We start from the raw sequence: 25,240 nt of genomic DNA, 5'->3' as shown, positions 1-25,240 counted from the left end.
AGTATGCCCAGGAAAATAGCGATCATTGGTGACAACTTCATGCTTCCGGAGGTGTTTCGCGCCAAAATCGAGAAGGTCGCGAGCGGTGACCTCGATGTCAGGACATTGCAGACCGCCTGGCCCGACGAGCCGATGGAATTCGGCGATCCGGCGCTCGGCCTCGACAAGGTCAAGGAGTATTTCGGCCGTCCCGACGAGGTCGTCGAGTTCATTGGCGATGCCGAGATCCTCGTCACCCAGCTTGCACCATTGTCGGAGGGCATGATGCGCCGCCTGCCGGCCCTGAAGCTGGTCGCGGTGTCGCGCGGCGGCCCGATCAACATCGACATGGAAGCGGCGCGCGCGCATGGCATCACCGTCGTCAACGTGCCCGGCCGCAACGCGACCGCCGTGGCCGAATTCACCATCGGCGCCATATTGGCCGAAACGCGGCTGATCCGGGTCGGCCACGAAGCGCTGCGCAGGGGCGAATGGCGCGGCGATCTCTACCGCGCCGACCGCACCGGCCGCGAGCTTAGCGAGATGACGGTCGGCGTCGTCGGTTACGGCAATATCGGAACAAAGGTAGTCAGGCTGCTGCGCGCTTTCGGCTGCCACGTTCTGGTCAGCGACCCCTATGTGCAGTTGAGCGCAGAGGACCGCAACGCCGGCGTCGAACTGGTCGCGCTTGACGATCTCCTATCCCGCTCCGACGTGGTCACGCTGCATTCGCGGGTGACGCCGGAGACGCGCGGCCTGATCGGCAAGGACACCATCGCGCGGATGAAACCCGGGGTGATCTTCGTCAACACGGCGCGCGGGCCGCTGGTCGACTATGACGCACTCTATGAGGCGCTTGTTTCAGGCCAGATCGCCAGCGCCATGCTGGAGACGTTCGCGGTCGAGCCTGTGCCGTCGGACTGGCCCTTGCTGCAGCTTCCCAACGTGACGCTGACGCCGCATATCGCCGGCGCCTCGGTGCGCACCGTGACCTATGCGGCCGAGCAGGCCGCCGAGGAAGTGCGCCGCTATATCGCCGGGCTGCCTCCGGTCAATCCGTGCTGAGGCGGCAGCCATGGTGTGTAAATCCGGCAGCGAGATCGTGACGAGATGAGTGGCGGACCCGAAATCGTCGACCTTTTCGTCATCGGCGGCGGCGTCAACGGCGCCGGCATAGCCCGCGATGCAGCAGGCCGCGGCCTCTCCGTCATCCTGTGCGAAAAGGACGATCTGGCGGAAGGCACCAGTTCGCGATCGGGCAAGCTCGTCCATGGCGGCCTGCGCTACCTCGAATATTACGAGTTCCGCCTGGTGCGCGAGGCGCTGATCGAGCGCGAGGTACTCCTGGAATCGGCACCGCACATCATCTGGCCGATGCGCTTCGTGCTGCCGCACAGTCCTGACGACCGGCCGGCCTGGCTGGTGCGGCTCGGCCTGTTCCTCTACGACCATCTCGGCGGCCGCAAGCGGCTGCCGGCCACCCGCACGCTCGACCTGCGCACCGCGCCCGAGGGCGCGCCGATCAAGGACGAGTTCAAGCGCGGTTTCGAATATTCCGATTGCTGGGTCGACGACGCCCGTCTCGTGCTGATCAATGCGCTGGATGCGCGCGAGCGCGGAGCGAAGATCTTCACCCGAACCGCCTGCACCGCCGCCCGCCGGGAAGGCGGCCTCTGGTCGGTGGAGATGCGCGACGGCAAGACCGGCGTGAAAACCACCGTGCGAACGCGGGCGCTGGTCAATGCCGCTGGCCCTTGGGTCAACGACATCATCAACCGCGTTGCTGGCCAGAACTCGACGCGCAATGTCCGGCTGGTCAAGGGCAGCCATATCGTCGTGCCCAAATTCTGGGAGGGCCGCCAAGCTTACCTCATCCAGAACAGCGACAAGCGGGTGATCTTCATCAATCCTTATCAGGGCGATCTCGCCTTGATCGGCACCACCGACATTCCCTATGACGGCCGACCCGAGGACGTGGCGGCGGATGAGAGCGAGATCGAATACCTGATCAGGGTGGTCAACCGTTATTTCAAGCGTGGCCTCGCGCGCGGCGATGTCGTCTATTCGTTCTCCGGCGTCAGGCCGCTCTATGACGACAATGCCGACAACCCGAGTGCCGTGACCCGCGACTATATTTTCGAACTCGACGCGCCGGATGCTGAGGCGCCGCTGCTGTCCGTCTTCGGCGGCAAGATCACCACCTTCCGCAAGCTCGCCGAGCATGCGCTGGACAGGATCGCTCCGTTCTTCCCCCGGATGGGCAAGCCTTGGACGGCGAAGGCGCATCTGCCTGGCGGCGACATCGCCAATGCCGATTTCGAACAGTTTCTAGGAGATCTCGGGCGGGAGTATCCATGGATGCCTGCATCGCTGCTCAAGCATTACGGTCGGCTCTACGGCACCAGGACACGTCTTCTGGTCGGCGCGGCCCGTTCGCTCGCGGAACTCGGGCGATGTTTCGGCAAGGATTTCTTCGAGCGCGAGGCCAGTTACCTGTTCGAGCAGGAATGGGCTGAGACACCGGCCGACATTCTCGAACGGCGCACCAAGCACGGCCTGCATCTTTCCGCCGAGGAGAGATCGGCTTTCGAACACTGGTGCGCGAGCCGGCTGGCGAGGGCAGGGTGATGGCAATCATTGCCAATGTAGCGCGACAGGGCTGAGAGGATCGCGATCTTGGCATTCACGCTCTCCCTCAACACCAATCCGCTGGTCAATCGCTTTGCCGAGCCTGACGACCTGGTTGATACCATTGCCTACGACATCGGCATCAGGGACATTCAGCTCACGCATGAATTCGTCAATCCGGGCTGGCCGGCGGCGACGATCGTGAAATTCGTCCGCCTGTTTCGTGGCGCACTCTCCCGCACGGGCGTGCGCGTGACCTCGGGCATGACCGGTCCTTACGGCCGGCTCAACCATTTCGGCCATCCAGACGCGGACGTGCGCCGCTACTATGTCTGCTGGTTCAAGACCTTTGCCGACATCTCGGCCGAGCTTGGCGCCGGCGGCATGGGTACCCAATTCGCGATCTTCACCCATCGCGATTATGATGATCCCGCGCGCCGCGCGCGCCTGTTCGACATTGCACTGGAATGCTGGCGCGAGGTCGCCGAACACGCCCGCGCGGCCGGGCTTAACTACCTGTTCTGGGAGCCGATGTCGGTCGGCCGCGAGTTCGGCCACACGATCGAGAATTGCAGGCTGCTGCAGAATGCGATCGACGCGGCCGGCATGGCCATTCCGCTGGAGATGATGGTCGACATCGACCATGGCGACGTCACCTCCAGCAACCCGGCCGATATCGATCCCTATGCCTGGGCCGAGGCTTTCCCCAGGAAGTCGCCGATCATCCACATCAAGCAATCGTCGAGGAACAAGGGTGGTCATTGGCCGTTCACAGCGGCTCACAACAGGGACGGCCGCATCACGCCTGAAAAGCTGCTGGAGACGGTGCGGCGCGGCGGCGGCACCGACAACGAGATCTGCCTCGAACTGTCGTTCCGCGAGCGCGAACCGGTCGACCACCAGGTGGTCGCCATGATCCGCGAATCGGTCGACTACTGGGCGCCCTTTATCGACACGGGCAGGCCTGATCTGCTGCCGAAAACCGGGTAGAGGTCGGGGCGGCAGCCGATGCCACTCGCGCCTGTTGGCGGTCCAACCGGTTGGCCCGCCAGCGAAGCAATCAGATATCCCAGATACATTACATAATGCGAGTATTGCGGCAGCCTGCGCTGCTGATTGCTATAAAAGTACAATGCGAAAGATACTTTTGTTTAACTTCGCCATGCATACTGCGAATTGGTCCGATTTGTTGTCCGGCTTCCCTCGCGAACTAGAGAACCCGCATGTCGGTTACACGTCGCACGCTGCTCACGGCCGGAAGCGTCGGCTTGCTGGTCGCGCAAGCTCGGGCGGCCAACACTCCAGGACAGCAGGCGGAGATCGCTCCCGTCATCAGCGACAATGCGCTGCGCATTGCGATGCCGGCCTTTGCCTCCGATCCATTTTTCCCGGCCGATGGATCGGGGGACAGCGGCATAGACATGGAACTGGCCCGCGGCATAGCAGCGGAGCTTGGCGTCGAGCCGGTGTTCGACCGATCCGCCGCAACGTTCGACGGCATGGTGAAACAGCTGACTTCCGGCCAGGCGGACATAGCCATCGGCAAGCTCAGCCGAACCCTTCGCCGTGGCCGCTCAATCCTCTATTCCCGGCCCTATGCCATGCTGCACCAAGGCCTCATCGCCAATCGCCTCAACCTGGCGCGCATCGCGCAAGGCAAACCACCCGAGCAGATCATCCGCGATTTCTCGGGCGATCTCGGCGTGATCGAGGGCTCTTCATTCGCAACCTATGCCGCGACGACCTTCCCGCATGCACAAGTTCATCGTTTTGCAGGCTGGGACATGGTTGTCGATGCGATCCGCGACGGGACGATCGACATGGCGTATCGCGACGATTTCGAGATCAAGAAGCTGATGGTCGACGATCCGTCGATGACGGTCGCCGCGCGCTCGATCACGCTGACCGACAAGGTAGACACGATCGCAATCGGTGTGCGACCGGACAATCCGCATCTCGCGGCGTTTATCGACCTTTACCTCGATCTCGCGCGCGGTCAGCAGGTTCTCAACACTGACGAGATCATCGCGCGCTACCGGTTGGGGAGCAAAGCCTGACGATGGCCGTCACGGAAGCAGCCGGACCCTTGGCTTTCGATTGGCGCCTGGCGGCGAGGCGCATATTGCGCTCGCCCGCGACGACGATTGCGATGATCGGGGCGGGAATCCTTTGCGGCCTCTATTATCCAGCATTTGCCCATGCGATCAGCCCGGTGGCGCAGCTCTACCTGAATTTCCTCAAGATGGTCGTCCTGCCCTACCTGGTCTCGTCGGTCATCTTCTCGATCATGTCGATGGTTCAGGATCCCAACTCGGTCCGTTACCTTGGCCGGGTGGGTATGGCGGTGCTGGTCGTGTCGTTCCTGAGCGTATTGGTGAGTGGCACCTACTCGCTTGTCCTTCAGCCGGGCCAGATCGAGAATCCTCAATCGCGCATCGAGCTTGGCGAGTTCATCAATTCGCAGGGCAGCGTATCCACCGATCTCGCATTCCCCTACCAACCACCACCCAATGAGGGATCCGACACCGGGCGTTCGATACTGCTCGATCTTGTACCGAACAACGTCTTCAGCGCGCTGGCCTCCGGTCAAACCATCCAGGTCCTGCTGTTCTGCCTGCTTTTCGGGCTCGCGATGGGCAAGATTCCCCAGCCTTCGTCCATGAGCCTGTCTCAGGCGCTGAACGCGGTTTACCGGGCCTGCACGGTCCTTACCAACTGGTTCATCTGGGGATTGCCGTTTGCAACCTTCATCCTGATCGCGGATCAGACCGCGTCGACCGGAACCAAGCCGCTCACGCTGATGGGCGGTTATCTGCTGGTGATGGGTCTTTCCTGCCTCACATTCATCGCCGGCGCATTTGGCGTTATCGCCATCCGCTCTCGGCGAAGCTACTGGGCCACGATCAAGACCTGTCAGCCCCTTCTCATGGTAGCCATCACCACGCGCTCTACCGTCGCCTCGCTTCCGTGGGTCATAAACCTGCTGAGCGAGCGTCTGCGGTTCAGCCTCGTGGTCGTCGAACTGCTCGTGCCGCTGCAGGCGGCACTGCTGCGGACAGGCCCGGCGCTGCTTTACACGTCTGGTGTTCTTTTCATCGCCCAGCTCTACGGCCGTCCGCTGGCAATCCCCGACCTCCTGCTCGTCGGCATCACCTCGGCGCTTCTCGCGCTCACGACCGGCGGCATGGGCAGCCTGCTCATCCTGTCCCAGATGTCGATCGTCTGTGGCTACCTGAAGATTCCCTTCGAGGCGGCGTTCGCCCTGTTCGTCGCGGTCGACGCGGCCGTCGACACGTTCATGACGCTGTCCAGCGTCTGCACCGTTGCGGCGAGCACCGCAATGATCGCGCCCAGCCACAGGGAGACAACGCAGTCTGTCGAAGCGGCGTCGGAACAGCTCGAAGCCGAGCCCGCTCGATGATCGACCATGGCATCAGCCTCCAGCTCGGCGTCATTGGCGGCCTCGGGCCGTTGGCATCGGCTGACTTCTACTTCAAGCTGACCCGAATGACCCAGGCGTTCCGGGACAATGAGCATGTGCCCGCCGTCATCCTCAGCGTGCCACAGCTGCCTGACAGGACCGAGGCGATCCTTGCCGGCCATGACGGTCCGCTGGCGTCTTTGAAAGCCGGGGTCTCGACGCTCAATGCGCTCGGCGTTGCCTGTATCGCGATGCCGTGCAACACCGCCCATCATTGGTATGAGCAGTTGGCGGCGAGCTCGCAGGCGCGGATCATCCATATCGCCGACGCGGTCGTAGCTGAAACCCATCGTAGCCTGGGCCGAGGCAAGGTTACGATCCTCGCCACGCAGGGCACGCTGGTCTCCGGCTTCTATCGGGACAGGATGTCGGCGGCGGGATTTGAGCTCTGCTTTCCCGCCGTCACGGAATTCCAGGGTCGCGTCGATAGAGCGATCGGCCTGGTCAAGGGTGGTTCGATCGCGGAGGCGGCGAGCGAAACCGAGCGCGCGCTTGAAATCGCGCGATCGGCCGGCGCCGATACGGCCGTTCTCGGCTGCACCGAACTGTCGGTGGTGGCCGCCAGCCTCAACCCTACGAACGGATTGGTCGTCATCGACAGCAATGCAGCCCTGGCGCGAGCCTGTTTGACACGGTTGGGCTTCGCCGCGCAGGACGTTCCGCGACCTCGGCCGGTGTTCTCATCCCGTAAAGAGCTGGAGCGGTTCGGCGGTTCTATCCAACACTGAACCGCTCCGGGAACTGGTCGTTTAGCCGAATTTCGGATCGAGGCTGCCCGCTTTGTAACGCTTGGCCATTTCCGAGACCGGCAGCGGCTTGATCTTCGGCGCGTTGCCGGCGGTGCCGAACTGCTCGAAACGCTCCTTGCACAGCTTCCTCATCGCCGCCATCGCCGGCGTCAGATATTTGCGCGGGTCGAATTCCGAGGGATTTTCCGTCAGCACCTTGCGGATCGCGCCGGTCAGCGCCATGCGGTTGTCGGTGTCGATGTTGATCTTGCGCACGCCATGCTTGATGCCGCGCTGGATCTCTTCCACCGGCACGCCCCAGGTCGGCTTCATCTGCCCGCCATATTTGTTGATGATCTCCTGCAGATCCTCCGGCACCGAGGACGAACCATGCATGACCAGGTGCATGTTCGGCAGGCGGCGGTGGATTTCCTCGATGACGTTCATCGCCAGCACCGCGCCGTCCGGCTTGCGCGAGAATTTATAGGCGCCGTGGCTGGTGCCCATGGCAACCGCCAGCGCGTCGACATGGGTGTCGCGCACGAACTGCTCGGCCTGCACCGGATCGGTGAGCAATTGGTCGTGGCTGATCGCGCCTTCGACGCCGTGGCCGTCCTCCTGCTCGCCGCCGCCGCTCTCCAGCGAGCCCAGCACGCCGATCTCGCCTTCGACCGAAACGCCGCCCCAATGCGCCATATCGACGACGCGCTTGGTGATGCCCGAATTATAGGCGTAGTCGGCCGGCGACTTGCCGTCCTCCTTGAGTGATCCATCCATCATCACCGAGGTGAAACCATGCTGGATCGCGGTGACGCAGGTAGCCTCGTTGTTGCCGTGGTCGAGGTGCATGCAGACCGGGATGTCGGGATGGATCTCGACCAGCGCATCGATCAGCTTGGCCAGCACCACGTCATTGGCATAGGCACGCGCACCGCGGCTTGCCTGCAGGATGACCGGCGACTTGGTCTCCTCCGCAGCCTCCATGATGGCGAGGCCCTGTTCCATGTTGTTCATGTTGAAGGCCGGCACGCCATAGCCGTATTCGGCGGCGTGATCGAGCAATTGTCTCAGTGTGATGCGAGCCAACGAATAGTCTCCCGTATCTGGTTTCTAACCTGTGCTTGCTGGCTGTCCGCGCATCGTCCAGCCCACCGATGCTTCTGGCCGGATTTCCGCGCAACCGCAACCGTCAGACACCGTCCCGGCAGCAATTCTTGTTACAGGGCCGTGATGAAAGCCACGGGAATATCCCAGGAAAACATCTCATTATCACAAAAATCATGATAGTTTCAGGAAGAAATATGTTATCTTATCGAGGAGCCAGCGTCGGTTGGCGGACATCGGCAGCAATGAAGAGCGATAACAGGCGTCAAGGCATCATGGACTTTCTGATGGACGTCGGCGCGGCGAGCGTCGACGATCTTGCCTCACGCTTTGGCGTCTCCAGGATGACGGTGCATCGTGACCTCGACGACCTTGAGGAGAGCGGTTTCCTGCGCAAGGTGCGTGGCGGCGCTTCGATCCAGCCGAGCGGTCTCTTCGAAAGCGATTTTCGCTACCGGCAAAAGCAGGCGACAGGGGAAAAGCAGCGCCTTGCGGCGGCCGCCGTGGCGATGATCGAACCCGGCCAGACTGTCATCATCGACGACGGCTCGACGGCTGGCGGCATCGCACGGCATCTCGCCGATTTCAGGCCGCTGACGGTGATCTCCAACAATCTGGCCGTCATCCAGGACCTGGCCGGCGCCGGGGGCATCGACCTGATTGCGCTCGGCGGCCAGTATAGCAAGAAGTTCCACGGCTTCTTCGGACTGCTTGCCGAGGCTTCGCTGAGATCGCTGCGCGCGGACGTCGCCTTCCTGTCGTCATCGGCTATCCACGGCGCCTCCGCTTTCCACCAGGACCAGGAGGTGGTGCAGATCAAGCGGCTGATGATGGAAGCAGCGACCCGCAAATACCTTCTGGTCGATCACGGCAAGTTCGGCCGCACGGCGCTGCATTTCCTGACCGAACTCGAGGCGTTCGATGCCGTCTTCACCGGTCGCGCGCCTGAGCCTGGAATGCGCGCCGCACTGGATGCAGCCGGCGTTTCGTTGACGGTGGTCGCCAACAAGGATTGAGGATCAAGGAGCGCAGGCGTGGTTTATTGGGTCGGTACAAGCTGGAAGATGAACAAGACGCTCGCCGAGGCGCTGGATTTCGCCGGGGCATTGGCCGGCTTCGTGCCAGGCTTCGACGAGCGCATCCAGCCTTTCGTCATCCCGCCGTTCACGGCGGTGCGCGAGGTCAAGCAGGCGCTGTCGTCGACGCGGGTCAAGGTCGGTGCCCAGAACATGCACTGGGCCGATGCCGGGGCCTGGACCGGCGAGATTTCGCCGCTGATGCTGAGCGACTGCGGTCTCGACATGGTCGAACTCGGCCACAGCGAACGGCGCGAGCATTTCGGCGAGACCGATCGTACCGTCGGCCTGAAGACGGCGGCCGCCGTCAAGCACGGACTGATACCGCTGATCTGCGTCGGCGAGACGCTGGCGGAGCGCGAAAACGGCAAGGCGGATGCGGTGTTGACCGGCCAGGTCGAGGGTGCGCTGCTGTTCCTCGAAGGCGGGGCGAAGGCGGCAAAAATCCTGTTTGCCTATGAGCCGGTCTGGGCGATCGGCGACAAGGGTATTCCGGCCAGCTCCGCCTATGCCGAAAAACAGCAGGCGCTGATCAAGAAAGTGGCCGGCGGCCTGCTGCCGTCCATCCCGCCGGTGCTCTATGGCGGCAGCGTAAATCCCGGCAACGCGGCCGAGCTGATCGGCCAGCCCAGCATCGATGGCCTCTTTATCGGCCGCTCGGCCTGGCAGGTGGAGGGCTATGTCGACATCCTCAGGCGCTCCTCGGCGGCGATCTGAACGAACGAAATCTCATTCAAGGAAGGATACGACCATGAAAATAGCCATTGGAGCCGACAGCGCCGGCAAGCCGCTGCTCGATGTCATCGCCGCACATTTGGCGACGAAGCCCGGACTTGCCGTCAGCGATCTCAGCCAGGCCGGCTTTTATGCCGACCTGTCACAAAAGCTCGCGCAGACGATCATCGACGGCGAGAACGACCGCGGCATCCTGTTCTGCGGCACCGGCATCGGCGTCTCGATCTCGGCCAACAAGGTGCCTGGCATCCGGGCGGCACTCACCCACGACACCTATTCCGCGGAGCGCGCCGCCAAATCCAACAACGCGCAGATCATCACCATGGGCGCCCGCGTCATCGGCCCGGAACTCGCCAAGGCGATCGTCGATACCTGGTTGGCCTCGGAGTTCGACGAGAAGGGACCGTCGGCCGGCAATGTCCAGGCGATCAACAAGCTCGATGAAGCGAAGCAGGCCTAAGCCAGGTTGTCGCGCAAAGCCTCGATGACGGTCACGGCCGAGGCGGCGCCGGGGTCGATATGGCCGAGCGAGCGTTCGCCGAGCCGCGAGGAGCGGCCCTTGACGGCGATCATGTCCTTGGTCGCCTCGGCCCCCAGGCGCGCCGCGTCCACTGCCGCGTCGAGGCTTTCGGCAAGACCTTTTCCCGCCGCATTGCTGGCGCCGGCCGCTTCCGCCGCCGGCAACCAGGCGTCGATCATCGTCTTCTCGCCGATCTCGGCCTTGCCGCGATCGCGGATGCCTTGCGCCATCGCCTGGAACAGCGCGACGACATCCGCATCAGCTAGCGTGGTCTTGCCCTTGACGGCAGCGGCGGCGCGCATGAAGGCGGTGGCATAGAGCGGGCCAGACGACGCACCGACCGCGTTGAGGAACGATTTAGCCGCCATGTTGAGAAGCGCGGTCGGCTCGGTCGCCGTCAGGTCGAGTGGCGCCAGCGCGTCGCGCACTGCGTTGAAGCCGAGCGCCATGGCGATGCCGTGATCGGCGTCGCCGATGACGCCGTCGAGCTGGCAGAGCCGGTCCTTGTCGGCTTCGATCGCCACCGCGATCGCATCGAACATTCTCTTCAGGTCAGCGCTATCGATGCTCACGGGTCACTCCTCAGCCGGCGCGGAACATGGCGCAGTCGCACGGATGGTCGAGCATGGTCTGCAACTCGCCATCGAGATGGAACAGCGTCACCGAGGCGCCGGCCATTTCGAGCGACGTGCAGTAATTGCCGACCCAGGTCGCATGGATGGAAACGCCGATGTCGTCGAGACGCTGCTTGACGCGACGGTTCATGATGTAGAGCTCCATCAACGGTGTCGAGCCCAGCGAATTGACCAGCACCGCAACCTTGTCGCCAGGCGAAGGCGCCATCTCGGCGAGAATCTTGTCCAGCATCTCGTCGGTGATCTCGTCGGCGGTCCCGAGCTTGCCGCGCGCGATGCCCGGCTCGCCATGGATGCCCATGCCGATCTCCATCTCGTCGGCGCCGATCTCGAAATTCGGCCGCCGGGTCTGCGGCAGCGAGCAGGGCGACAGCGCCACGCCCATGGTGAAGGTATGGTCGTTGGCCTTGCGCGCCATGCGCTCGCATTCGTCGAAGGAGAGCATGCGGTCACAGGCCGCGCCGGCCGCCTTGAAGACGAAGAAATTGCCGGCGACGCCGCGACGCTTCTGCCGCTGGTCGCGCGGTGCCGAGGCGACATCGTCGGTGGTCAGCACCGTGCGCACCTCGATATCGTCCATGGCGGCCATTTCGGCCGCCATGTCGAAATTCATCACGTCCCCGGCATAGTTGCCGTACGTGAACAGGACGCCGGCGCCGCCGTTCGCCGCCTTGGCGCATTCAAGGATGGGATCGGGTGGCGGCGAGGCAAAGACATTGCCGATCGCCGCCGCGTCCGCCAGGCCCTTGCCGACAAAACCGAGAAAGGTCGGCTCATGGCCCGAGCCGCCGCCGACGACGAGCCCGACCTTGCCGGGACGCGGTCCGTTGCGGGCGATGATCGAGCGCGGGTTGCCGTCCACGCTCCTGAGATGGCTGGGATGCGCGGCCAGAATCCCCTCTAGCATCTCGTCGACGGCACGGTTGCCGTCATTGATGATCTTCTTGGTCTGCACCGGCATCCTCCCGAACTCGGCATTTTCCTGAGATACTACAGGCTGTTACCGCGATTTCCACCCCGCTCTCGGCTGTTTCAGGCGGCGATGTGCCTTCGCGCCGCCAGAATCTGGAGGCATGCGCCGGCCGCTTCCTTGCCCTTCACCTGGAAGTGCTCGAGGAAGAAGCGGTGGTGCTCGGAGCTGTCGTGGTAATTGTGCGGCGTCAGTACCGCCGAAAGCACCGGCACGCCGGTCGTCAACTGCACGTTCATCATGCCGTCGATGACGGCGCCGGCGACGAATTCGTGCCGATAGATGCCGCCATTGACGACGAAGGCAGCGCCGAGGATCGCGGCGTAGCGACCCGTCTCGGCCAATGTCTTGGCGTGCAGCGGGATCTCGTAGGCGCCGGGCACGTCGAAGATTTCGACGGCAAAGCGGCCGTCGCCCAGTGCAGCAAGCTCCGCCTCGAAGGCAGCGACGCACTGGTCGACGATATCCGCGTGCCAGCGTGCCCTGACAACGGCAACGCGGGTCGTTTCATAGTCTTTGTGGGAATGCTGATTCATGGGTCCATCCTTCCGTTTCGAACCAGAATCAGGACGCACGATACGAAAACCGGCCGCCGGGGCGGTCCGTCTTCCGTTTCGTTCTCTTCCATCCGGACTGTGACCGTCGGCTCCGGAATCACACCGGATCTGCTGACCCTTCCGGTTTTGCCGGAAAGCGCTCGCGGGCTTGGGTCCCGCGCATGACCCCGAAAACCGGACCGGTTTTCGGAAAGAAATCGTGCGCAATCAGGAGTCCTTACCGCCGGTGGGGACTTTCACCCCGCCCTGAGAACATTAACGGCTTTGTATGGAAGGGCAGGGGCGCCGCTGTCAACCGCGCGCGGGCTGGTGGCCCATCACGTCCTGTGTGGCTGGCGCGTGCGCCAGGCGGCGGCCGAAGCCGCGACCAGCATCAGCAACGCCGCCACCATTGCCGATGCGGCAAAGCCGAAATCCGAATATAGCGGCCCGAAGCCGGTGGTGCCGACAAAGACCGCCAGATATGTCACCGCGCTGTTCAGGCCCATGATCGTGCCGCGCCGTGACGGATCGAGCGCCGACAGACGCATCACCAGCACGTTCAGACCGAAGTGATTGGCGAGACCCCAGGCCGCCACCATGGCGAGCATCATGCCATAGCTGTTGCTTGTCGCGGCGATCGCGACATAGACGATGGCGACGAGCAGGTAAGCGAAGGGCATGACGCGGCGAGCCCCCAGGCGATCGATGATGCCGTCGAAGAGCGCCGCCGTGCCGAACCCGGCGCCATAGGCGAGTGCGGCCAGGCCGTTGGCGCTGACCGGCTGACCCAGCCCGCTGTGCAGATGGTCGCCAAGATAGCCATAGACACCATAGAAGGCGGTCATGAAGGCGCCGCAGGCGATCAGAAGCGGCACGATGCCGGGAATGCCGAGCGCCTCGAGCGGCGCCGGCGCCGGGCCGGCCTTTCTGACATCCGGGAGTGACGACGCGGTAAGGCTGCCAAGCGCCAGCGCCGCCAGCAGCGCCACGGCGGCGAAGACGGCCCGCCAGTGCACGAGATCGGCAAGCACCGCCGACAGCGAAACGCCGGCCACCATGCTCAGCGTCCATCCGGTCAGCACAACGCCGATCGTCCCGCTTTCCCGTCCAGGTGGGGCAATCGCCGCGGAGCTGGCATAGATTGCCGGCATGGCGACGCCGGCGGCGATGCCGGCGAGAAGCTGCGCGGCGACCAGCGCCGTCACCGTCGGCGCCGCAGCGCTTGCGACAAGCGCCAACGCCAGCAGCAGCAAGGCCGCCTGAAGCATCCGGCGCGCGCCGACCCGGTCGATGTAGCGCGCCAGGAACAAGGCGCTCGCCGAGGTGCCGAGGCCGAACGCGGCGGCCGCCATCATGACGACAGGCACGCTGGTCGCGAACGACACGGCCACGGCGGGAGCAATCGGACCCAGCACCAGGGAGTTCGAGCCGATGACGGCGATGCATCCGGTCAAGAGATAGGCCAGCGCCGGGATGGGCGGCCGGGCATTCGCACCCAGGGTTACTGCTTGATCGCTGTTCGACATATATTCATAATGGCCGTATTTTATTCGGCTACAATCGGGAATTTGCACTATGAACGAAGAAACAAATAGCATTCCGCAGAACAGGCCGGCGCCCCGCGATGTCGACGCGATCGACAGAAAGATATTAGGCGTTCTCGTCGACGACGCCACGGTCAGCTATGCTGAGCTCGGCGATCGTGTCGGCCTCTCGCCGCCCGCCGCGCATGAGCGCGTCAAGCGCCTTCGGCGCAGCGGCGCCATTCGCGGCACGGCTGCCATCATCGACCCCAAGGCGGTCAAGAAGCCGCTGCTGGCATTCGTGCATATCGACACCAAGGGCTGGGGCAAGACGCCGGAGCTGATGGCGGTTTCGCAATATCCGGAGGTCGAGGAGATCCACACGGTTGCCGGCGACACCTGCATGCTGCTGAAGGTCCGTACGGAGGACACGCGGGCGCTCGAAGGCCTGCTGTCGCGCCTCTACGAGACACCCGGCGTCACCTCGACGCGCAGCTACGTGGTGCTGTCGACCTATCTCGAGCGGCCGGTGCAGCCCGGCGTCACGACGCAGTGGCCGGCGCCCAAGCACATGGCCGAGCCTCTGTACTAAGGCCTGATGCCATAAGCGCGAAGCGGTTTTCGGACGACATCATGCTCTATCTCTTTGATTTGGAGCTGGACTCGCCGCCTCCGCCGAAAACGCCGCAAAACAAGGAATGATATGCTAATCTCCCGAGCCTCTAGGCAGAGGGCGGGTGGTGGCAATGCTGGAAACGGACAAGGTATTCGCTGGCTCTATACCGGAAAACTACGACCGCTATATGGTGCCGTTGATTTTCGAGCCCTTCGCTGCGGATATTGCAGGACGAGCAGCGTCCCTGTCGCCCGCCGCCGTTTTGGAGACGGCCGCCGGCACCGGGGTCGTTACCCGTGCATTGGCGCCGAAACTGTCTCCCGGCGCAAGCTATACGGTAACCGACCTCAACCAGCCGATGCTCGACTATGCCGCTTCGCGACAACCTCCCGACGGTCGCATCACATGGCGTCAAGCGGACGCCTTGGCGCTGCCGTTTGAAGATGCGGCCTTCGACCTCGTTTGCTGTCAGTTCGGTGCGATGTTCTTTCCCGACCGGCCATCGGCCTACCGCGAAGCCAGGCGTGTCCTGAGGCCGGGCGGACATTTCCTGTTCAGCGTATGGGATCGCATCGAGGAGAACGTCTTTGCCGATGATGTGACGAATGCTCTCGCAAGGATCTTCCCCGACGATCCGCCGCGCTTTCTGGCACGCACGCCGCATGGCTACCACGACAAGGCAGTGATCCGTCGCGAGCTGGAGGAGGCTGGCTTTTCTCCTGTGATGATCGAGACGAGAGCCGAACAAAGCCGTGCATCCTCGCCGCGCCTTCCCGCCGTCGCTTATTGCCAGGGAACTGTGCTTCGCACCGAAATCGAGGCCCGGGAGGCAGGGAAGCTGCAAGCCGCGACCGACTACGCCGCATCCGCGATTGCAGACAGACATGGCAGCGGCGCGGTGGCCGCCAAAATTCAGGCCCACGTCATCATGGCAACGGCTTAGAGCAATTCCAGGAAAAGTGTGTACGGTTTTCCGTCCGGAATTGCGCAAAAACAAACGTCTAGCTTCCCAGCCGGATCGTCTCGAAATAGGCGTCGGTGCCGACCTGGCCGCCCTTGAGCGCGATTTCGAGTCCATCGATTGCGCCGCCGCCATGGGCGACACAGAGCGGTGATCCCGGCGATTGCGGCAACGGCATGCGCACGGTCAGCGCGTCGATGGCCAATTGTCCGAGCGCGTGACTGGAGGTGTCGCCGCCGGCGATCACCGCGCGCTTGAGTTTCTGTTCCACGATTAACCGGCGCAGGATTGTTCCCAGCGCTCGCCCGAGCGTGTTTCGCGCACCTTCGATCCGGTCGATCTCGGCGCCACGGTCGGCCTGTGGGCCAAGCGCGGTGTAGAGGATGACGCTGCGCCCCGCAGCCAGGCTTGCCAATCCGCTCGCGACGGCGCGCTCGATTGCCTCCTTGGCGCCCTCCGTGACCAGTTGCATGGCATCCATCTCGACGCCGTCGAAACCGTGGGCAAGGGCGTGGCGGATCTGCTTTTCGGTGGTCGGCGACACGCTGCCCGAGACCACCGCGAGGCGGTCTACCGGTCCCGGCGGCGCGAACGACGCCTGCCCGGAGGCAATGCCTTTGCCGGCCCATTCGGCAAGCAAGGCATATTCGACGCCCGAGGATCCGACGACGAAGCCATGGCCTTGGTCATGGATGCGCCAGATCTGTTCGCCGACGCGTCTCTGTGTCTGGCGGCTTTCGACATCAAACAGGATGATCGCCCTGTTTTGCACGGCCTGGTCGACCGTTTGCGCGAGATCGTCGGTCTGCAATGCAGCCAGGTCGACAAGGCCGGAGCTGAGACTGGTCTGGCGCGAGAGATGCACGAGCAGGTCTGCTTCGTTCATCGGCGTCACCGGATGCCTGCTCATCACCGGATGCCTGTCGATGCGGAAATACTCGCCGCGGAACGCCGCGAAAAGATTGCCGAAGGCCGTGTAGCGCTTGAGCTGCGGCGCGCCGACGACCATCGGCACGCTACTCTGGCCGAAGATGCGCCGGCCGATCTCGATGGCGCGGCCGATATTGCCGACCGTCGGGCTGGAATCGAAGGTCGAACAGATCTTGTAATGGCAGATCGCCGCTTCGAGGCTCTTCAGCCATTCGAAGGCGGGCGCCAGATTCTGCTCCATCCATTGCGGCGTTTCGCTTCGGCTGGTGCCGGCCAGTCCGACGGCGCGGCAATGGAAAAATCGCGCCAGCAGGCGCTCGTCGGGCCGACGCATGAACAGCACCGTCGGCACGCCGCCGAGCTCGAGCGCCTCCATGACATCCGTCGAGCCGGTGAGGTCGTCGCCATAGTAGCTCAGGAGCAGGTTCTGCATGGCTTCGCTCAGGCCGCCTTGCCGTCGCTGAATTTCTCGATCGAGCGTGCCAGCTCGGCATGGTCGCGCGCGAATTCGTCGAGGGTAATGCCCTCGACCGCGGCCTGCCACGCTTGCAGCACCGCGCGCACCCCGGCGCCGGGCCCGTCCGGATGGCTGACGATGCCGCCGCCGCAGAGATAGAGGAGATCGACCGTGCGGCCGGTGCGCTCATAGGTCTCGGGCGCCTGGCCGCCCCATTGGCCGGAGCAGGCCACGGGCAGCGTGCAATCGTATGATGAAAACAGCGGCGTGGTCACCGCTTCGAAAGAGCGGATGAAAGAATCGTCCGGCTCCCAGTATTTCGAGCCGATACCGTTGATCTGGAACTGGTCGACGCCGAGCAGCCGCCAGAATTGCTGCCATACCTTGAAATCCATGCCGAGGCCGGGATGGCGGGTGAGAATGTCCCAGCCATTGCGGTGCGCATGCAGCGCCAGCCCGGAGCGCTTCCTGAGGAAAGCCATGCCGCCGAATCCGATGGAGTTGATGTTGACGACCGCGCAATTGCCGCCGGCTTCCAGCACCAGATCGTGGTTGCGCATCATCTCGTCGGGATCGGCATGCGAGATGCCGAAGGCGTACATCACTTTCTTGCCGGTCTTTTGCTCGTGGTCGCGGATCAGCGGCATGATCGCCTTCACCCGCTCAGCGAGCGGCGAATAGGCCGGGCTCATCAGCTTCTCGTCGTCCTTGATGAAATCGACGCCGGCTTCGATCAGTTCGCCCACCATCGCGGCTGTCTCGTGCGGCCTGAGGCCAAGCGCCGGCTTGACGATGGTGCCGATGATGGGACGGCCCTCGACCCCGGTCAGCCTGCGGCTGCCGGCCACGCCGAATTGCGGGCCGGGATGGGCGCCCCGGTATTGTTCCGGCAGCTTCATGTCGATGACCCGGATACCGGACAGGCCCCTGATCGAATAGGTGCCGCTGATGGCGATCGTCATCAACGCCGACAGGTCGGTGCCGATGGCGTCGAACGGGAAGCCGATATCGACATCGGCGCGCCGGAAGGGGCCATTCCCGGATCCGGGAAGCGACGGCTGCTCGGCATCGGGCAGGGGCCTGATCGCCAGCACACGAGCCGCCACACGCGCCTTTAATTCCTCGGTCTCGCCGGGCAGTGGGACGAAGGTGCCGGTCGACTGGTCGCTCGCGATCTTGGCCGCCAGCGCTTCGATGCTGCCAGAGGTTTCGATGCGATAGGTAAGCGTGATCATGGTCTGTCGGCCGCTCGAAAAGGGTTCGAAAAAAGTTTTGTCGCGCAGGAAATCTGGTATAATGAGTACCTAAGTATTGCAAGCAATATCCCGACTTCGGCAAGAGGGCCGGCTTCGGCAATTCCGGGAAATGAGCGGCGTTTTTCGTTCGGAATGCCTGGAACAAACAGCTGGCGCGGCTTGGCGATTGCATGAAATCGCGGGACCGCTCCAGGCGCAGGCATTCCGGTAATCCTGCCTGGAATGCTAAACAGGAACCGGGCCAGGGAGTGATTCGTCACGATGAACCGTTCGGAGCCGATCGTCCGGCGCAAACTTTCCGACGAAGTCTTTGCAAGGCTGAAGCGGCTGATCACCAGCGGCGAGCTGCAGCCGGGCGACGACATGCCGTCCGAACGCGAGTTGATGGAGCGCTTCGAGGTCGGCCGGCCGGCGATCCGCGAGGCCATGCAGGCGCTGAGCAATATGGGACTGGTCGCCATCTCGCATGGCGAGCGCGCCAAGGTGCTGCAACTAACCGCCAAATCGATCATCAAGCAGGTCGACGGCGCGGCCAAGATCATCCTGTCTTCATCCAGGGACACGCTGGAGCACCTGAAGACGGCGCGCATCTTCTTCGAGCGCGGCATGGTCAGGGAAGCCGCGGAAAAGGCGACCGCCGAGGATGTGCAGCGGCTCAGGGCAACGGTGGCCGAGCAGCGCGCCGCGCGCGGTGATTCCGAAGCCTTCATCTCCGCCGACATGAAGTTCCACACCCAGATATCGGCGATATCGGGCAATCCGATCTATGTCGCCGTCAGCGAAGCCACGCTCGGCTGGCTGAAGGAATACCACACCGAGATGCTGATCTGGACCGGCAAGGAACAATACACGCTTACCGAGCATGAGGAGATCATCGACCGCATTGAGCACCGTGATGCCGACGGCGCCGAAAAGGCGATGATCAAGCATCTCGAACGCTCGCGTGCGCTCTATGTGATGAATTCCGATAAGTAGCTCTAGCCAACCCAGACAATGGCGTAGGGCGACATCGTAAGATGGCCCTGACCCAGTGCCGAAACATCAACCGGGACGTCGTTCGCCGTCAGGTTCGCCAGCCAGACGGCAATGTCGCCCGAGGCGGCGCGACCGGCCAGCGCCGCAACACGCGTCTCGTCGCTTGTTTTCGCGGCAACATGCGCGAGCCCAGCCAGTTCGCAAAGCCCTTGGACGGCCCGGAAAATCGGCCGCGGCGATCCCTCGGCGACAGGTTCGCCGGATGCGGCCAGCACGCCGAATGGTCCGGTGATGCTGGACAGTGTCAGCATCTCCAGCCCGGCCGGCGCGACGCGCGCGGCATAGCCAATGGTCCAGGCGGCGGCAAACTGCGCGGCATGGCGGGGATCACGGTTCGCCATGGCAATGCGTTGGCCGGCAAAATTGTCCTTGGTCGCACCGCCATAGGGGTTCTGTCGCATGGCAATGGTCGACGGGCCGATCCGGTAAGGCTTGTCGCCGAAGATCGCCCGGGTCGACCGGGTGATGAAGGGCAGCGCCTCCAGCGATTGCATGACGCTGAGATCGTCGGCGGCGTGAACGATCGGACAGGTGCAGTGCGTGACGAAATCGAGTTGGTCGGCGGGCACGCGCTTACGGTTGAGCTCGGTGAAATAGCTGAACATGCCGCCGCCGAGGCGGATCCCGGGAAAGGCGCGCCGCGCCGCGGCATAGATTTCTTCCAGCGGCGGGCATGCCGGCCAGGCGCTGCCCGGCGGCGTCGACTGGCGGTCGACCGAAGGCGAGACGGCAACCGCATCGAGCCGCAGGCCGACCCGGCGCACCATATCGGCGACATCGGAGAATTCGGCATCGAGGTCGCCCGTGCAGGCCACCACGCATTCGAGCGTGGTCGAGGCGGGATGCGCCGCGGCGAGCCGGGCATGGGCGCGCAGCGCGTCCAGGCCGTGGCCGCGCGTCGGATCGAAGTGGAACAGGAGTTGCTGCGGACCGAGCCTTGCGAGCATCGGCAGTTCGGCCAGCGTTGCCTCTACGTCCTCGGGATAGACGATCACGCCGACATCGGGCAGCCTCGGCCCGGTCTCGCCGAGTTCGATGCGGACCGGTTCGGCACTCGCGGTCGCGGCGGGCATCCCGGCGCCGCCGGTGAGGCGCAGGCTCACCGTCTGGCGCAGCGGTTCGCCGGCCGGCAGCACATAGGGCCACGGCAAGGCCAGCGGCCGCACATAGGTCTTGTAGGAGGCGTCCGACCAGTTGCGCTGGTCCTCCATTTCGAAAGTATCGCCTTCCATCCTGCATTCGGCGCTGACGCCGGGACGCACTGCATGGGTGATGGCACGCAGGTCCTTGAAGGGCTGCCATGGGTCGATCAGATCAGGCAGTTCCGTGTCCACCACCCTGCCATCGGTGTGCTCCACCGTCACCGGGCTGCCGGCGAGGCCGGCGATCGGATGCAGGATGCAGAAGCCGCAGCGGTTGGTCTCGAAATCGCTCTCCGGCAGCGTTGTCACATCGAAGACCAGCCTGCCGTCGGCGGAGCCTTCGATCGTCGCGTGGAAGCGCAGGCTGCTGCCGCCCGGGCCGGTGCAATTCGCCTCATAGCTTACCGAGAAACGGTCGACCTTCTGGTCGATGGTCAGGTCCGTCAGCTCCGGCTCATAAGTGCCCCAGTCGCGGTCGCGTACGATATAGGCGATGGCGCGCAGCACTTCGGTGCCGGCATGCCGGATTGTGCGCAGATTGCCATTGACCAGCTCGGCACTCAGCGCGCCCGCCTGCAGCAGGATCGGTGCCGCTTCGGCCGCCCGTGTGCCGTAAAGATCGAACACGTCGGCCGTCATTGCAGCAAGGCTTCGATCTGCACCGGTTCGCGGCTCGCAGCACCCGCATAGGCGGCCTCGACCAGGGCGAATGTCTTCAGATTGTCGGCGCCCGAGGTCGCCGGCTCCTTGCCGCCGACAAGGCAGTCGACCCAGTGCCGCTGGATGGCCAGCACGCTTTCCTGGATGTTGTGCCATGGCCGCGAGGCCCAGGGCAGGAGCGGCGGCGAGACATCGCTCACTCTGGTTCCGCTCTTGCCGGTGACGGTCAGCCGGTAGCCCTGCGCCAGCCGGATCGTGCCGTCGACGCCGTCGAGCTCGATAAGTGTTTCCGGGAACGGCTCGGTGGCAAGCTTGGTCGCATAGCTGCAATCGACAACCGACGTGGCGCCGCCGGCATGATCCATGAGCATCGTCGCCACATCCTCGCCGGCGATCGCGGGGTTGATGCGTGTGGTCCGCGCGGTCAGGCTCGTGACGTCGCCGAGCAGGAAGCGGGCGATGTCGAGGATGTGGATGCCGAGGTCCTCGATGATGAAGCGTTTTCCGGTCGCCAGATAGGGCTGGCCGGAAAACACGTCATAGCCGGAGCGGAAGGAGATGCGGCCGAAGAACGGCGTGCCGATCTCGCCTCTGTCGAGCACAGCGCGCACCGCCTGGATCGGCGACTGCCAGCGGAAGTTCTCATGCACCATCAGCGGCACGCCGGCTTTGGCGCAGGCCGCGACCATCGCCTTGGCATCGCTAAGCGTCGGCGCGAACGGCTTCTGGCAGATGACGGGAACGCCATGCGCTGCCGCCATCTCGACCAGCGGTCGATGGCTGCCGACAGTGGTGGCGATGTCGACGAAGTCGAGGGTCTCGGCGGCGAAAAGTTCCGCCGCATCGGTGTAGCGCCGCACCACGCCGAACTGGTCGCCGACGATCCGCAACCGCTCCGGATCGCGGTCGCAGATGGCGTCGATCGAGGCGCCTTCGATATCGCGCCAGGCATGCATCTGGTTGACGGCGAAGAAGCCGCAACCGATCAGCGCTCCACGCAACTCCGCCATGCTCAGCCCGCCTTTGCCATCTGCATCAGGGTAACGCGCTGCTGCAGCCGGCGCTGCGCCTGGTCGACGACGACGGCGACGATGATGACGAGGCCCTTGATCACCATCTGCCAGAACGAGCTCACGCCCATCATCACCAGCCCGTCCGAAAGGATGCCGATGACGAAGGCGCCGACGATGGTGCCGCCGATCGTGCCGCGGCCGCCCGACATCGAAGTGCCGCCAAGCACCGCCGCGGCGATGGCGTTGAGCTCAAAGCTCTCGCCCGTCGCCGGATGCGAGGCCATCAGCTCCGACGAGATGATCAGCCCGACGATTGCCGCGCAGAAGCCGGAGAACATGTAGACGAACATCTTGACCATGTTGACGCGCACGCCCGAGATGCGCGCGGCGCGCTCATTGCCGCCGACGGCGAAGATGTGGCGGCCAAGCGGCGTGTAGCGGGCGAGATAGGCCGCCCCCAGCGCCACCACGATCAGGATCCAGATCGAGACCGGCAGGCCGAGCAGCCGGCCGGCACCCAGGAAGCCGAAGCCGGTGGTGCCGAGTTCCGGCTTGCCGACGAGATTGGGGAAAGTGCGGCCGTCGGAGGAAAGCAGCGCGAAGCCGCGCGCCACATAGAGCACGCCGAGCGTGGCGATGAAGGGCGCGACGTTGAGCCTGGTGATCAGCAGCCCGTTGACGGCGCCGATCAGCATGCCGACCGCGAGCGTGATCAAGGCGATCTCGACGACATTGAAATAGATGGTGTAGCCGATCTGCAGGTCGATGCCGTTGAGCACGAGGTAGCCGGCCACCATGCCGCACAGGCCGACGATCGAGCCAACCGAAAGGTCGATGCCGCCGGTGATGATGACGAAGGTCATGCCCATGGCGAGAAAGGCATTGAGCGCCACGTGCTTGGCCATCAGGATCAGATTGGCGGCCGACAGGAAGTTCGGCGCCGCGATCGAGAAGAACACCAGCACGGCGATCAGCGCAATGAAGGTTCTGAGCTTCATCAGCGTCAGCAGCGCCGAGCCGCTGGAGGCGGAGGAAGCGGCAGCCTTGGCCGGAATGTCAGTCATCAGCGTTGCTCCCCATGTGCGGCCGGTCCGTGGCCCAGCGCCGACGCGGCGACGATCGCCGCCTCCGTCGCTTCGGCGCGGTCGAACATGCCGGTCAATCTGCCATTGCTCATCACCGCGATGCGGTCGGACAGCGCCATCACCTCGTCGAGGTCCGAGGTGGCGAACAGGATGCCCAGCCCGTCGCGCGAAAGCTTGCGCATGGTGCGGAAGACATCGGCCTTGGCGCCGACATCGATGCCGCGGCTGGGCTCGTCCATCAGAAGCACTTTCGGTCCGGTGAGCAGCGCCTTGCCGATCACCACCTTCTGCTGGTTGCCGCCCGACAGCGACGAGACCTCCTGCGCCGGGTCGGCGACCTTGATTGCGAGTTCCCGCACCATCTGCATCACGGCCTGCCGCTCGGCACCGCCGCGGATGTGAAACAGGCGCACGAAGCGCGACAGGCTGGCCATCGTCAGGTTGCTGGCGACCGACAGGATCGACACCAGGCCCTCGCGCTGGCGGTCCTCTGGGATCAAGGCCAGCCCGCGCTGGATGCGGCGCGTCGTGTCGCGCTCCTTCACCTGCTTTCCGGCGATGAAGATCCTGCCGCTGGCATGGCCGTGACGGCCCATGATGCAGTCGAACAGCTCGCTGCGCCCCGCACCCATCAGCCCGTATATGCCGAGAATCTCGCCGGCGCGCAGCGACAGCGAGACGTGGTCGACCGCCAGCCCGCCGGTGACGCGTGGCAGGCAGATCTCCTCGGCGCGGAAGATTTCCGCGCCCGGCACATGGCCGTCGGCCTTGGCGAAGTCCTTGGCGTCCGAGCCGATCATCTGCCGCACGATCCACTGCGTATCGACGTTTTTCATCTGCTCCTGGCCGGTGATGCGGCCGTCGCGCAGCACGGTGATGTAGTCGCCGATGCGGATCAGTTCCTCCAGCCGGTGGGAGATGTAGACGATGGCGACGCCGCGCGCCTTGAGGTCGGCGATCACCTTGAACAGGATCTCGACTTCGGCGGCGCTCAGCGCCGAGGTCGGCTCGTCCATGATGAGGATCTTGGCGTCGAGCGAAACCGCCTTGGCGATCTCGACCAGCTGCTGCTGGCCGATGCGCAGATCCTCGACCAGCATGTCGGGCCGGATGCCGGCTTCCAGCCGCTCCAGGAATTCACCGGCCCGGCGCTCCTGTTCCTTGCGGTCGATCTTGCGGAAGCGGTTGGTGATCTCGCGCGTGGCGAAGATATTCTCGGCGACCGAAAGGTTGCCGAACAGGTTCAGCTCCTGGAACACCATGCCGATGCCGCGGTCGACCGCATCTCCCGACGACGAGAAAGAGACCTCTTCGCCTTCGAGCAGGATGCGCCCTACGGTCGGCTGCTCGACGCCGGCGATGATCTTCATCAGCGTCGACTTGCCGGCGCCGTTTTCCCCGACCAGCACGTTGACCGCGCCCTTGCGCACTTCGAAATTCGCCTGCTTGACCGCGACCGTGCCGGCATAGACTTTCGAGACATCCTCCAGCTTGAGGATGACGTCATGGCCATTCGCCTGGCTCATGGCTTCGGCCCGATCTCGGCCTCCGCCGGCGTCACCAGCGGCAGGTCCTGGCCGCCTTCGATCGTATAGGCGCCGAGCACCTTGGCGGTGCGGCCTTCCAGCGCCTCGCGCGGCAGCTTGGCGAGCACTGTCTTGGCGGCATGGGCATTGAAAGCCTTGCCGAACTGGGCGAAGTCGATCTGGTTGGTGAAGTCGTTGAACTGGACGAAGTCGAGGCTGTCGCGCAGCGCCGTGCCGCGCATCGCCGGCCCAATCTGGACGCGCGCGTCCGCCTTGCCGTCACCGTCGGCGTCGACGTCGATGGTGGCCGCGCGCGACTGCGTATTGGCGGCGACGATCTTGCCTTCGACGCGGACCGCGAAAGTCCATGGCGAATTCGCCTGCTTCTTCGGATTGCCGTATTTGGCGCCGGCCGCGGCCGGATCGGTCTTCGCCAGCGCATGGACCTCGGCGAACGGTCCCGCCTTCTGCTGCAGGTAGGGGATGACTTTCGCCGCCCATATGTCCTCGACCATCTTGTCGGGGTTGAAGGCGGAAGCATTGCCGTCGCCTTGCGCCGACGGCGTCGGCAGGATCTTGCAGGCGCTGAGCGCGATGCCGGCGGTCAGGGCAAGGATCGGCCAACTCGGCTTTTTCTGCAT

Annotated in this window: 24 protein-coding genes and 1 riboswitch; of the genes, 12 read left to right on the top strand and 12 right to left on the bottom strand. The window is 64.1% G+C overall.

The window, feature by feature from the left end; genetic code table 11:
* The first annotated feature begins 3 nt into the window (after positions 1–3).
* The 6 genes from FJ972_RS23525 (at position 4) to FJ972_RS23500 (ending at position 6,816) form a co-directional block, all read left to right on the top strand.
* Positions 4–1,044: a 2-hydroxyacid dehydrogenase gene (locus FJ972_RS23525; RefSeq protein WP_140497767.1), complete on the top strand. Its 1,041-nt coding sequence runs from the start codon at positions 4–6 to the stop codon at positions 1,042–1,044.
* A 45-nt stretch (positions 1,045–1,089) separates the two neighbouring features.
* Positions 1,090–2,607 (top strand): glycerol-3-phosphate dehydrogenase, encoded by a 1,518-nt coding sequence (locus tag FJ972_RS23520; protein ID WP_140520898.1) that lies wholly within the window; start codon positions 1,090–1,092, stop codon positions 2,605–2,607.
* A gap of 48 nt (positions 2,608–2,655) precedes the next feature.
* A complete protein-coding gene (locus FJ972_RS23515; protein ID WP_140520897.1) occupies positions 2,656–3,597 on the top strand; it encodes a sugar phosphate isomerase/epimerase family protein in 942 nt (313 codons plus the stop codon).
* A gap of 233 nt (positions 3,598–3,830) precedes the next feature.
* On the top strand, positions 3,831–4,664 hold the full coding sequence (locus FJ972_RS23510; protein WP_181167181.1) for a substrate-binding periplasmic protein: 834 nt from the start codon (positions 3,831–3,833) through the stop codon (positions 4,662–4,664).
* 2 nt (positions 4,665–4,666) lie between these two features.
* A complete protein-coding gene (locus FJ972_RS23505) occupies positions 4,667–6,028 on the top strand; it encodes a dicarboxylate/amino acid:cation symporter (protein ID WP_140520896.1) in 1,362 nt (453 codons plus the stop codon).
* Positions 6,025–6,816 carry an aspartate/glutamate racemase family protein gene (locus FJ972_RS23500; RefSeq protein ID WP_140520895.1) on the top strand — a complete coding sequence of 264 codons (792 nt, stop codon included), beginning with the start codon at positions 6,025–6,027 and terminating at the stop codon, positions 6,814–6,816. The genes FJ972_RS23505 and FJ972_RS23500 overlap by 4 nt, the downstream gene beginning before the upstream one ends.
* 21 nt (positions 6,817–6,837) lie before the next feature.
* Here FJ972_RS23500 and fba read toward each other — a convergent pair whose 3' ends face one another.
* Complete coding sequence (fba, locus tag FJ972_RS23495; RefSeq protein WP_140497777.1) at positions 6,838–7,902, bottom strand: class II fructose-bisphosphate aldolase; 1,065 nt, start codon at positions 7,900–7,902, stop codon at positions 6,838–6,840.
* A 263-nt stretch (positions 7,903–8,165) separates the two neighbouring features.
* Between fba and FJ972_RS23490 the strand changes: the two genes are divergently transcribed.
* The 3 genes from FJ972_RS23490 to FJ972_RS23480 are packed head-to-tail and all read left to right on the top strand — an operon-like array spanning position 8,166 to position 10,191.
* Positions 8,166–8,936, top strand: coding sequence for a DeoR/GlpR family DNA-binding transcription regulator (locus FJ972_RS23490; protein WP_140520894.1), 771 nt, complete (start codon positions 8,166–8,168; stop codon positions 8,934–8,936).
* A 48-nt stretch (positions 8,937–8,984) separates the two neighbouring features.
* The gene (locus tag FJ972_RS23485) at positions 8,985–9,713 is read left to right on the top strand and encodes a triose-phosphate isomerase (RefSeq protein WP_246674148.1); all 729 of its coding nucleotides are present in this window, start codon (positions 8,985–8,987) and stop codon (positions 9,711–9,713) included.
* Between the two features lie 34 nt (positions 9,714–9,747).
* Complete coding sequence (locus FJ972_RS23480) at positions 9,748–10,191, top strand: RpiB/LacA/LacB family sugar-phosphate isomerase (RefSeq protein WP_140520892.1); 444 nt, start codon at positions 9,748–9,750, stop codon at positions 10,189–10,191.
* Here the strand turns inward: FJ972_RS23480 and dhaL are convergent.
* From dhaL to FJ972_RS23460, 4 genes are all read right to left on the bottom strand, one after another.
* A complete protein-coding gene (dhaL, locus tag FJ972_RS23475; protein ID WP_181170887.1) occupies positions 10,188–10,823 on the bottom strand; it encodes a dihydroxyacetone kinase subunit DhaL in 636 nt (211 codons plus the stop codon). The two genes, FJ972_RS23480 and dhaL, sit on opposite strands and share 4 nt — an antisense overlap.
* Positions 10,824–10,833: 10 nt before the next feature.
* A complete protein-coding gene (locus FJ972_RS23470) occupies positions 10,834–11,841 on the bottom strand; it encodes a dihydroxyacetone kinase subunit DhaK (protein WP_140520891.1) in 1,008 nt (335 codons plus the stop codon).
* Between the two features lie 77 nt (positions 11,842–11,918).
* The gene (locus tag FJ972_RS23465) at positions 11,919–12,392 is read right to left on the bottom strand and encodes a 6,7-dimethyl-8-ribityllumazine synthase (RefSeq protein ID WP_140497787.1); all 474 of its coding nucleotides are present in this window, start codon (positions 12,390–12,392) and stop codon (positions 11,919–11,921) included.
* A 76-nt stretch (positions 12,393–12,468) separates the two neighbouring features.
* Positions 12,469–12,671: riboswitch (FMN riboswitch) on the bottom strand.
* A 59-nt stretch (positions 12,672–12,730) separates the two neighbouring features.
* On the bottom strand, positions 12,731–13,921 hold the full coding sequence (locus FJ972_RS23460) for an MFS transporter (RefSeq protein WP_140520890.1): 1,191 nt from the start codon (positions 13,919–13,921) through the stop codon (positions 12,731–12,733).
* A 49-nt stretch (positions 13,922–13,970) separates the two neighbouring features.
* On the opposite strand from FJ972_RS23460, the gene FJ972_RS23455 reads away from it, so the two are divergent.
* Positions 13,971–14,510 carry an Lrp/AsnC family transcriptional regulator gene (locus FJ972_RS23455; protein WP_140520889.1) on the top strand — a complete coding sequence of 180 codons (540 nt, stop codon included), beginning with the start codon at positions 13,971–13,973 and terminating at the stop codon, positions 14,508–14,510.
* Positions 14,511–14,664: 154 nt separating this feature from the next.
* Positions 14,665–15,477, top strand: coding sequence for a class I SAM-dependent methyltransferase (locus FJ972_RS23450; RefSeq protein ID WP_140520888.1), 813 nt, complete (start codon positions 14,665–14,667; stop codon positions 15,475–15,477).
* A gap of 58 nt (positions 15,478–15,535) precedes the next feature.
* On the opposite strand, the gene FJ972_RS23445 is transcribed toward FJ972_RS23450, so the two are convergent.
* Together FJ972_RS23445 and oiaX are read right to left on the bottom strand one after the other, a co-directional pair.
* Positions 15,536–16,858, bottom strand: coding sequence for a four-carbon acid sugar kinase family protein (locus FJ972_RS23445; protein ID WP_140520887.1), 1,323 nt, complete (start codon positions 16,856–16,858; stop codon positions 15,536–15,538).
* A gap of 8 nt (positions 16,859–16,866) precedes the next feature.
* Complete coding sequence (gene oiaX / locus FJ972_RS23440) at positions 16,867–18,117, bottom strand: 3-oxo-isoapionate-4-phosphate decarboxylase OiaX (protein WP_140520886.1); 1,251 nt, start codon at positions 18,115–18,117, stop codon at positions 16,867–16,869.
* 282 nt (positions 18,118–18,399) lie between these two features.
* Between oiaX and FJ972_RS23435 the strand changes: the two genes are divergently transcribed.
* Complete coding sequence (locus tag FJ972_RS23435; RefSeq protein WP_140514647.1) at positions 18,400–19,113, top strand: transcriptional regulator NanR; 714 nt, start codon at positions 18,400–18,402, stop codon at positions 19,111–19,113.
* A 2-nt stretch (positions 19,114–19,115) separates the two neighbouring features.
* On the opposite strand, the gene FJ972_RS23430 is transcribed toward FJ972_RS23435, so the two are convergent.
* The 5 genes from FJ972_RS23430 to FJ972_RS23410 are packed head-to-tail and all read right to left on the bottom strand — an operon-like array spanning position 19,116 to position 25,240.
* On the bottom strand, positions 19,116–20,954 hold the full coding sequence (locus tag FJ972_RS23430; RefSeq protein ID WP_140520885.1) for a hypothetical protein: 1,839 nt from the start codon (positions 20,952–20,954) through the stop codon (positions 19,116–19,118).
* Positions 20,951–21,985: a Gfo/Idh/MocA family protein gene (locus tag FJ972_RS23425; RefSeq protein WP_140520884.1), complete on the bottom strand. Its 1,035-nt coding sequence runs from the start codon at positions 21,983–21,985 to the stop codon at positions 20,951–20,953. Before FJ972_RS23425 ends, FJ972_RS23430 begins: the two co-directional genes overlap by 4 nt.
* Positions 21,986–21,987: 2 nt before the next feature.
* Positions 21,988–23,052 carry an ABC transporter permease gene (locus FJ972_RS23420; RefSeq protein WP_140497803.1) on the bottom strand — a complete coding sequence of 355 codons (1,065 nt, stop codon included), beginning with the start codon at positions 23,050–23,052 and terminating at the stop codon, positions 21,988–21,990.
* On the bottom strand, positions 23,052–24,599 hold the full coding sequence (locus tag FJ972_RS23415) for a sugar ABC transporter ATP-binding protein (protein WP_140514652.1): 1,548 nt from the start codon (positions 24,597–24,599) through the stop codon (positions 23,052–23,054). The genes FJ972_RS23420 and FJ972_RS23415 overlap by 1 nt, the downstream gene beginning before the upstream one ends.
* Positions 24,596–25,240, bottom strand: coding sequence for a DUF2291 family protein (locus FJ972_RS23410; RefSeq protein ID WP_140514654.1), 645 nt, complete (start codon positions 25,238–25,240; stop codon positions 24,596–24,598). Before FJ972_RS23410 ends, FJ972_RS23415 begins: the two co-directional genes overlap by 4 nt.

The sequence above is a fragment of the Mesorhizobium sp. B2-1-1 genome (assembly GCF_006442975.2).
Classification (GTDB): Bacteria; Pseudomonadota; Alphaproteobacteria; order Rhizobiales; family Rhizobiaceae; genus Mesorhizobium.
This window is presented reverse-complemented; position numbering and strand designations above follow the sequence as displayed.

Excerpts from the sequence above, each read along its gene's own strand:
- FJ972_RS23465 (WP_140497787.1), bottom strand. The coding sequence starts at position 12,392 with ATGAATCAGCATTCCCACAAAGACTATGAAACGACCCGCGTTGCCGTT.
- FJ972_RS23520 (WP_140520898.1), top strand. The coding sequence starts at position 1,090 with ATGAGTGGCGGACCCGAAATCGTCGACCTTTTCGTCATCGGCGGCGGC.
- oiaX (WP_140520886.1), bottom strand. The coding sequence starts at position 18,117 with ATGATCACGCTTACCTATCGCATCGAAACCTCTGGCAGCATCGAAGCG.
- FJ972_RS23480 (WP_140520892.1), top strand. The coding sequence starts at position 9,748 with ATGAAAATAGCCATTGGAGCCGACAGCGCCGGCAAGCCGCTGCTCGAT.
- FJ972_RS23420 (WP_140497803.1), bottom strand. The coding sequence starts at position 23,052 with ATGACTGACATTCCGGCCAAGGCTGCCGCTTCCTCCGCCTCCAGCGGC.
- FJ972_RS23505 (WP_140520896.1), top strand. The coding sequence starts at position 4,667 with ATGGCCGTCACGGAAGCAGCCGGACCCTTGGCTTTCGATTGGCGCCTG.
- FJ972_RS23510 (WP_181167181.1), top strand. The coding sequence starts at position 3,831 with ATGTCGGTTACACGTCGCACGCTGCTCACGGCCGGAAGCGTCGGCTTG.
- FJ972_RS23435 (WP_140514647.1), top strand. The coding sequence starts at position 18,400 with ATGAACCGTTCGGAGCCGATCGTCCGGCGCAAACTTTCCGACGAAGTC.
- FJ972_RS23450 (WP_140520888.1), top strand. The coding sequence starts at position 14,665 with ATGCTGGAAACGGACAAGGTATTCGCTGGCTCTATACCGGAAAACTAC.
- FJ972_RS23415 (WP_140514652.1), bottom strand. The coding sequence starts at position 24,599 with ATGAGCCAGGCGAATGGCCATGACGTCATCCTCAAGCTGGAGGATGTC.
- FJ972_RS23425 (WP_140520884.1), bottom strand. The coding sequence starts at position 21,985 with ATGGCGGAGTTGCGTGGAGCGCTGATCGGTTGCGGCTTCTTCGCCGTC.
- FJ972_RS23410 (WP_140514654.1), bottom strand. The coding sequence starts at position 25,240 with ATGCAGAAAAAGCCGAGTTGGCCGATCCTTGCCCTGACCGCCGGCATC.
- FJ972_RS23460 (WP_140520890.1), bottom strand. The coding sequence starts at position 13,921 with ATGTCGAACAGCGATCAAGCAGTAACCCTGGGTGCGAATGCCCGGCCG.
- FJ972_RS23445 (WP_140520887.1), bottom strand. The coding sequence starts at position 16,858 with ATGCAGAACCTGCTCCTGAGCTACTATGGCGACGACCTCACCGGCTCG.
- FJ972_RS23525 (WP_140497767.1), top strand. The coding sequence starts at position 4 with ATGCCCAGGAAAATAGCGATCATTGGTGACAACTTCATGCTTCCGGAG.
- FJ972_RS23430 (WP_140520885.1), bottom strand. The coding sequence starts at position 20,954 with ATGACGGCCGACGTGTTCGATCTTTACGGCACACGGGCGGCCGAAGCG.
- FJ972_RS23490 (WP_140520894.1), top strand. The coding sequence starts at position 8,166 with ATGAAGAGCGATAACAGGCGTCAAGGCATCATGGACTTTCTGATGGAC.
- FJ972_RS23500 (WP_140520895.1), top strand. The coding sequence starts at position 6,025 with ATGATCGACCATGGCATCAGCCTCCAGCTCGGCGTCATTGGCGGCCTC.
- FJ972_RS23455 (WP_140520889.1), top strand. The coding sequence starts at position 13,971 with ATGAACGAAGAAACAAATAGCATTCCGCAGAACAGGCCGGCGCCCCGC.
- FJ972_RS23485 (WP_246674148.1), top strand. The coding sequence starts at position 8,985 with ATGAACAAGACGCTCGCCGAGGCGCTGGATTTCGCCGGGGCATTGGCC.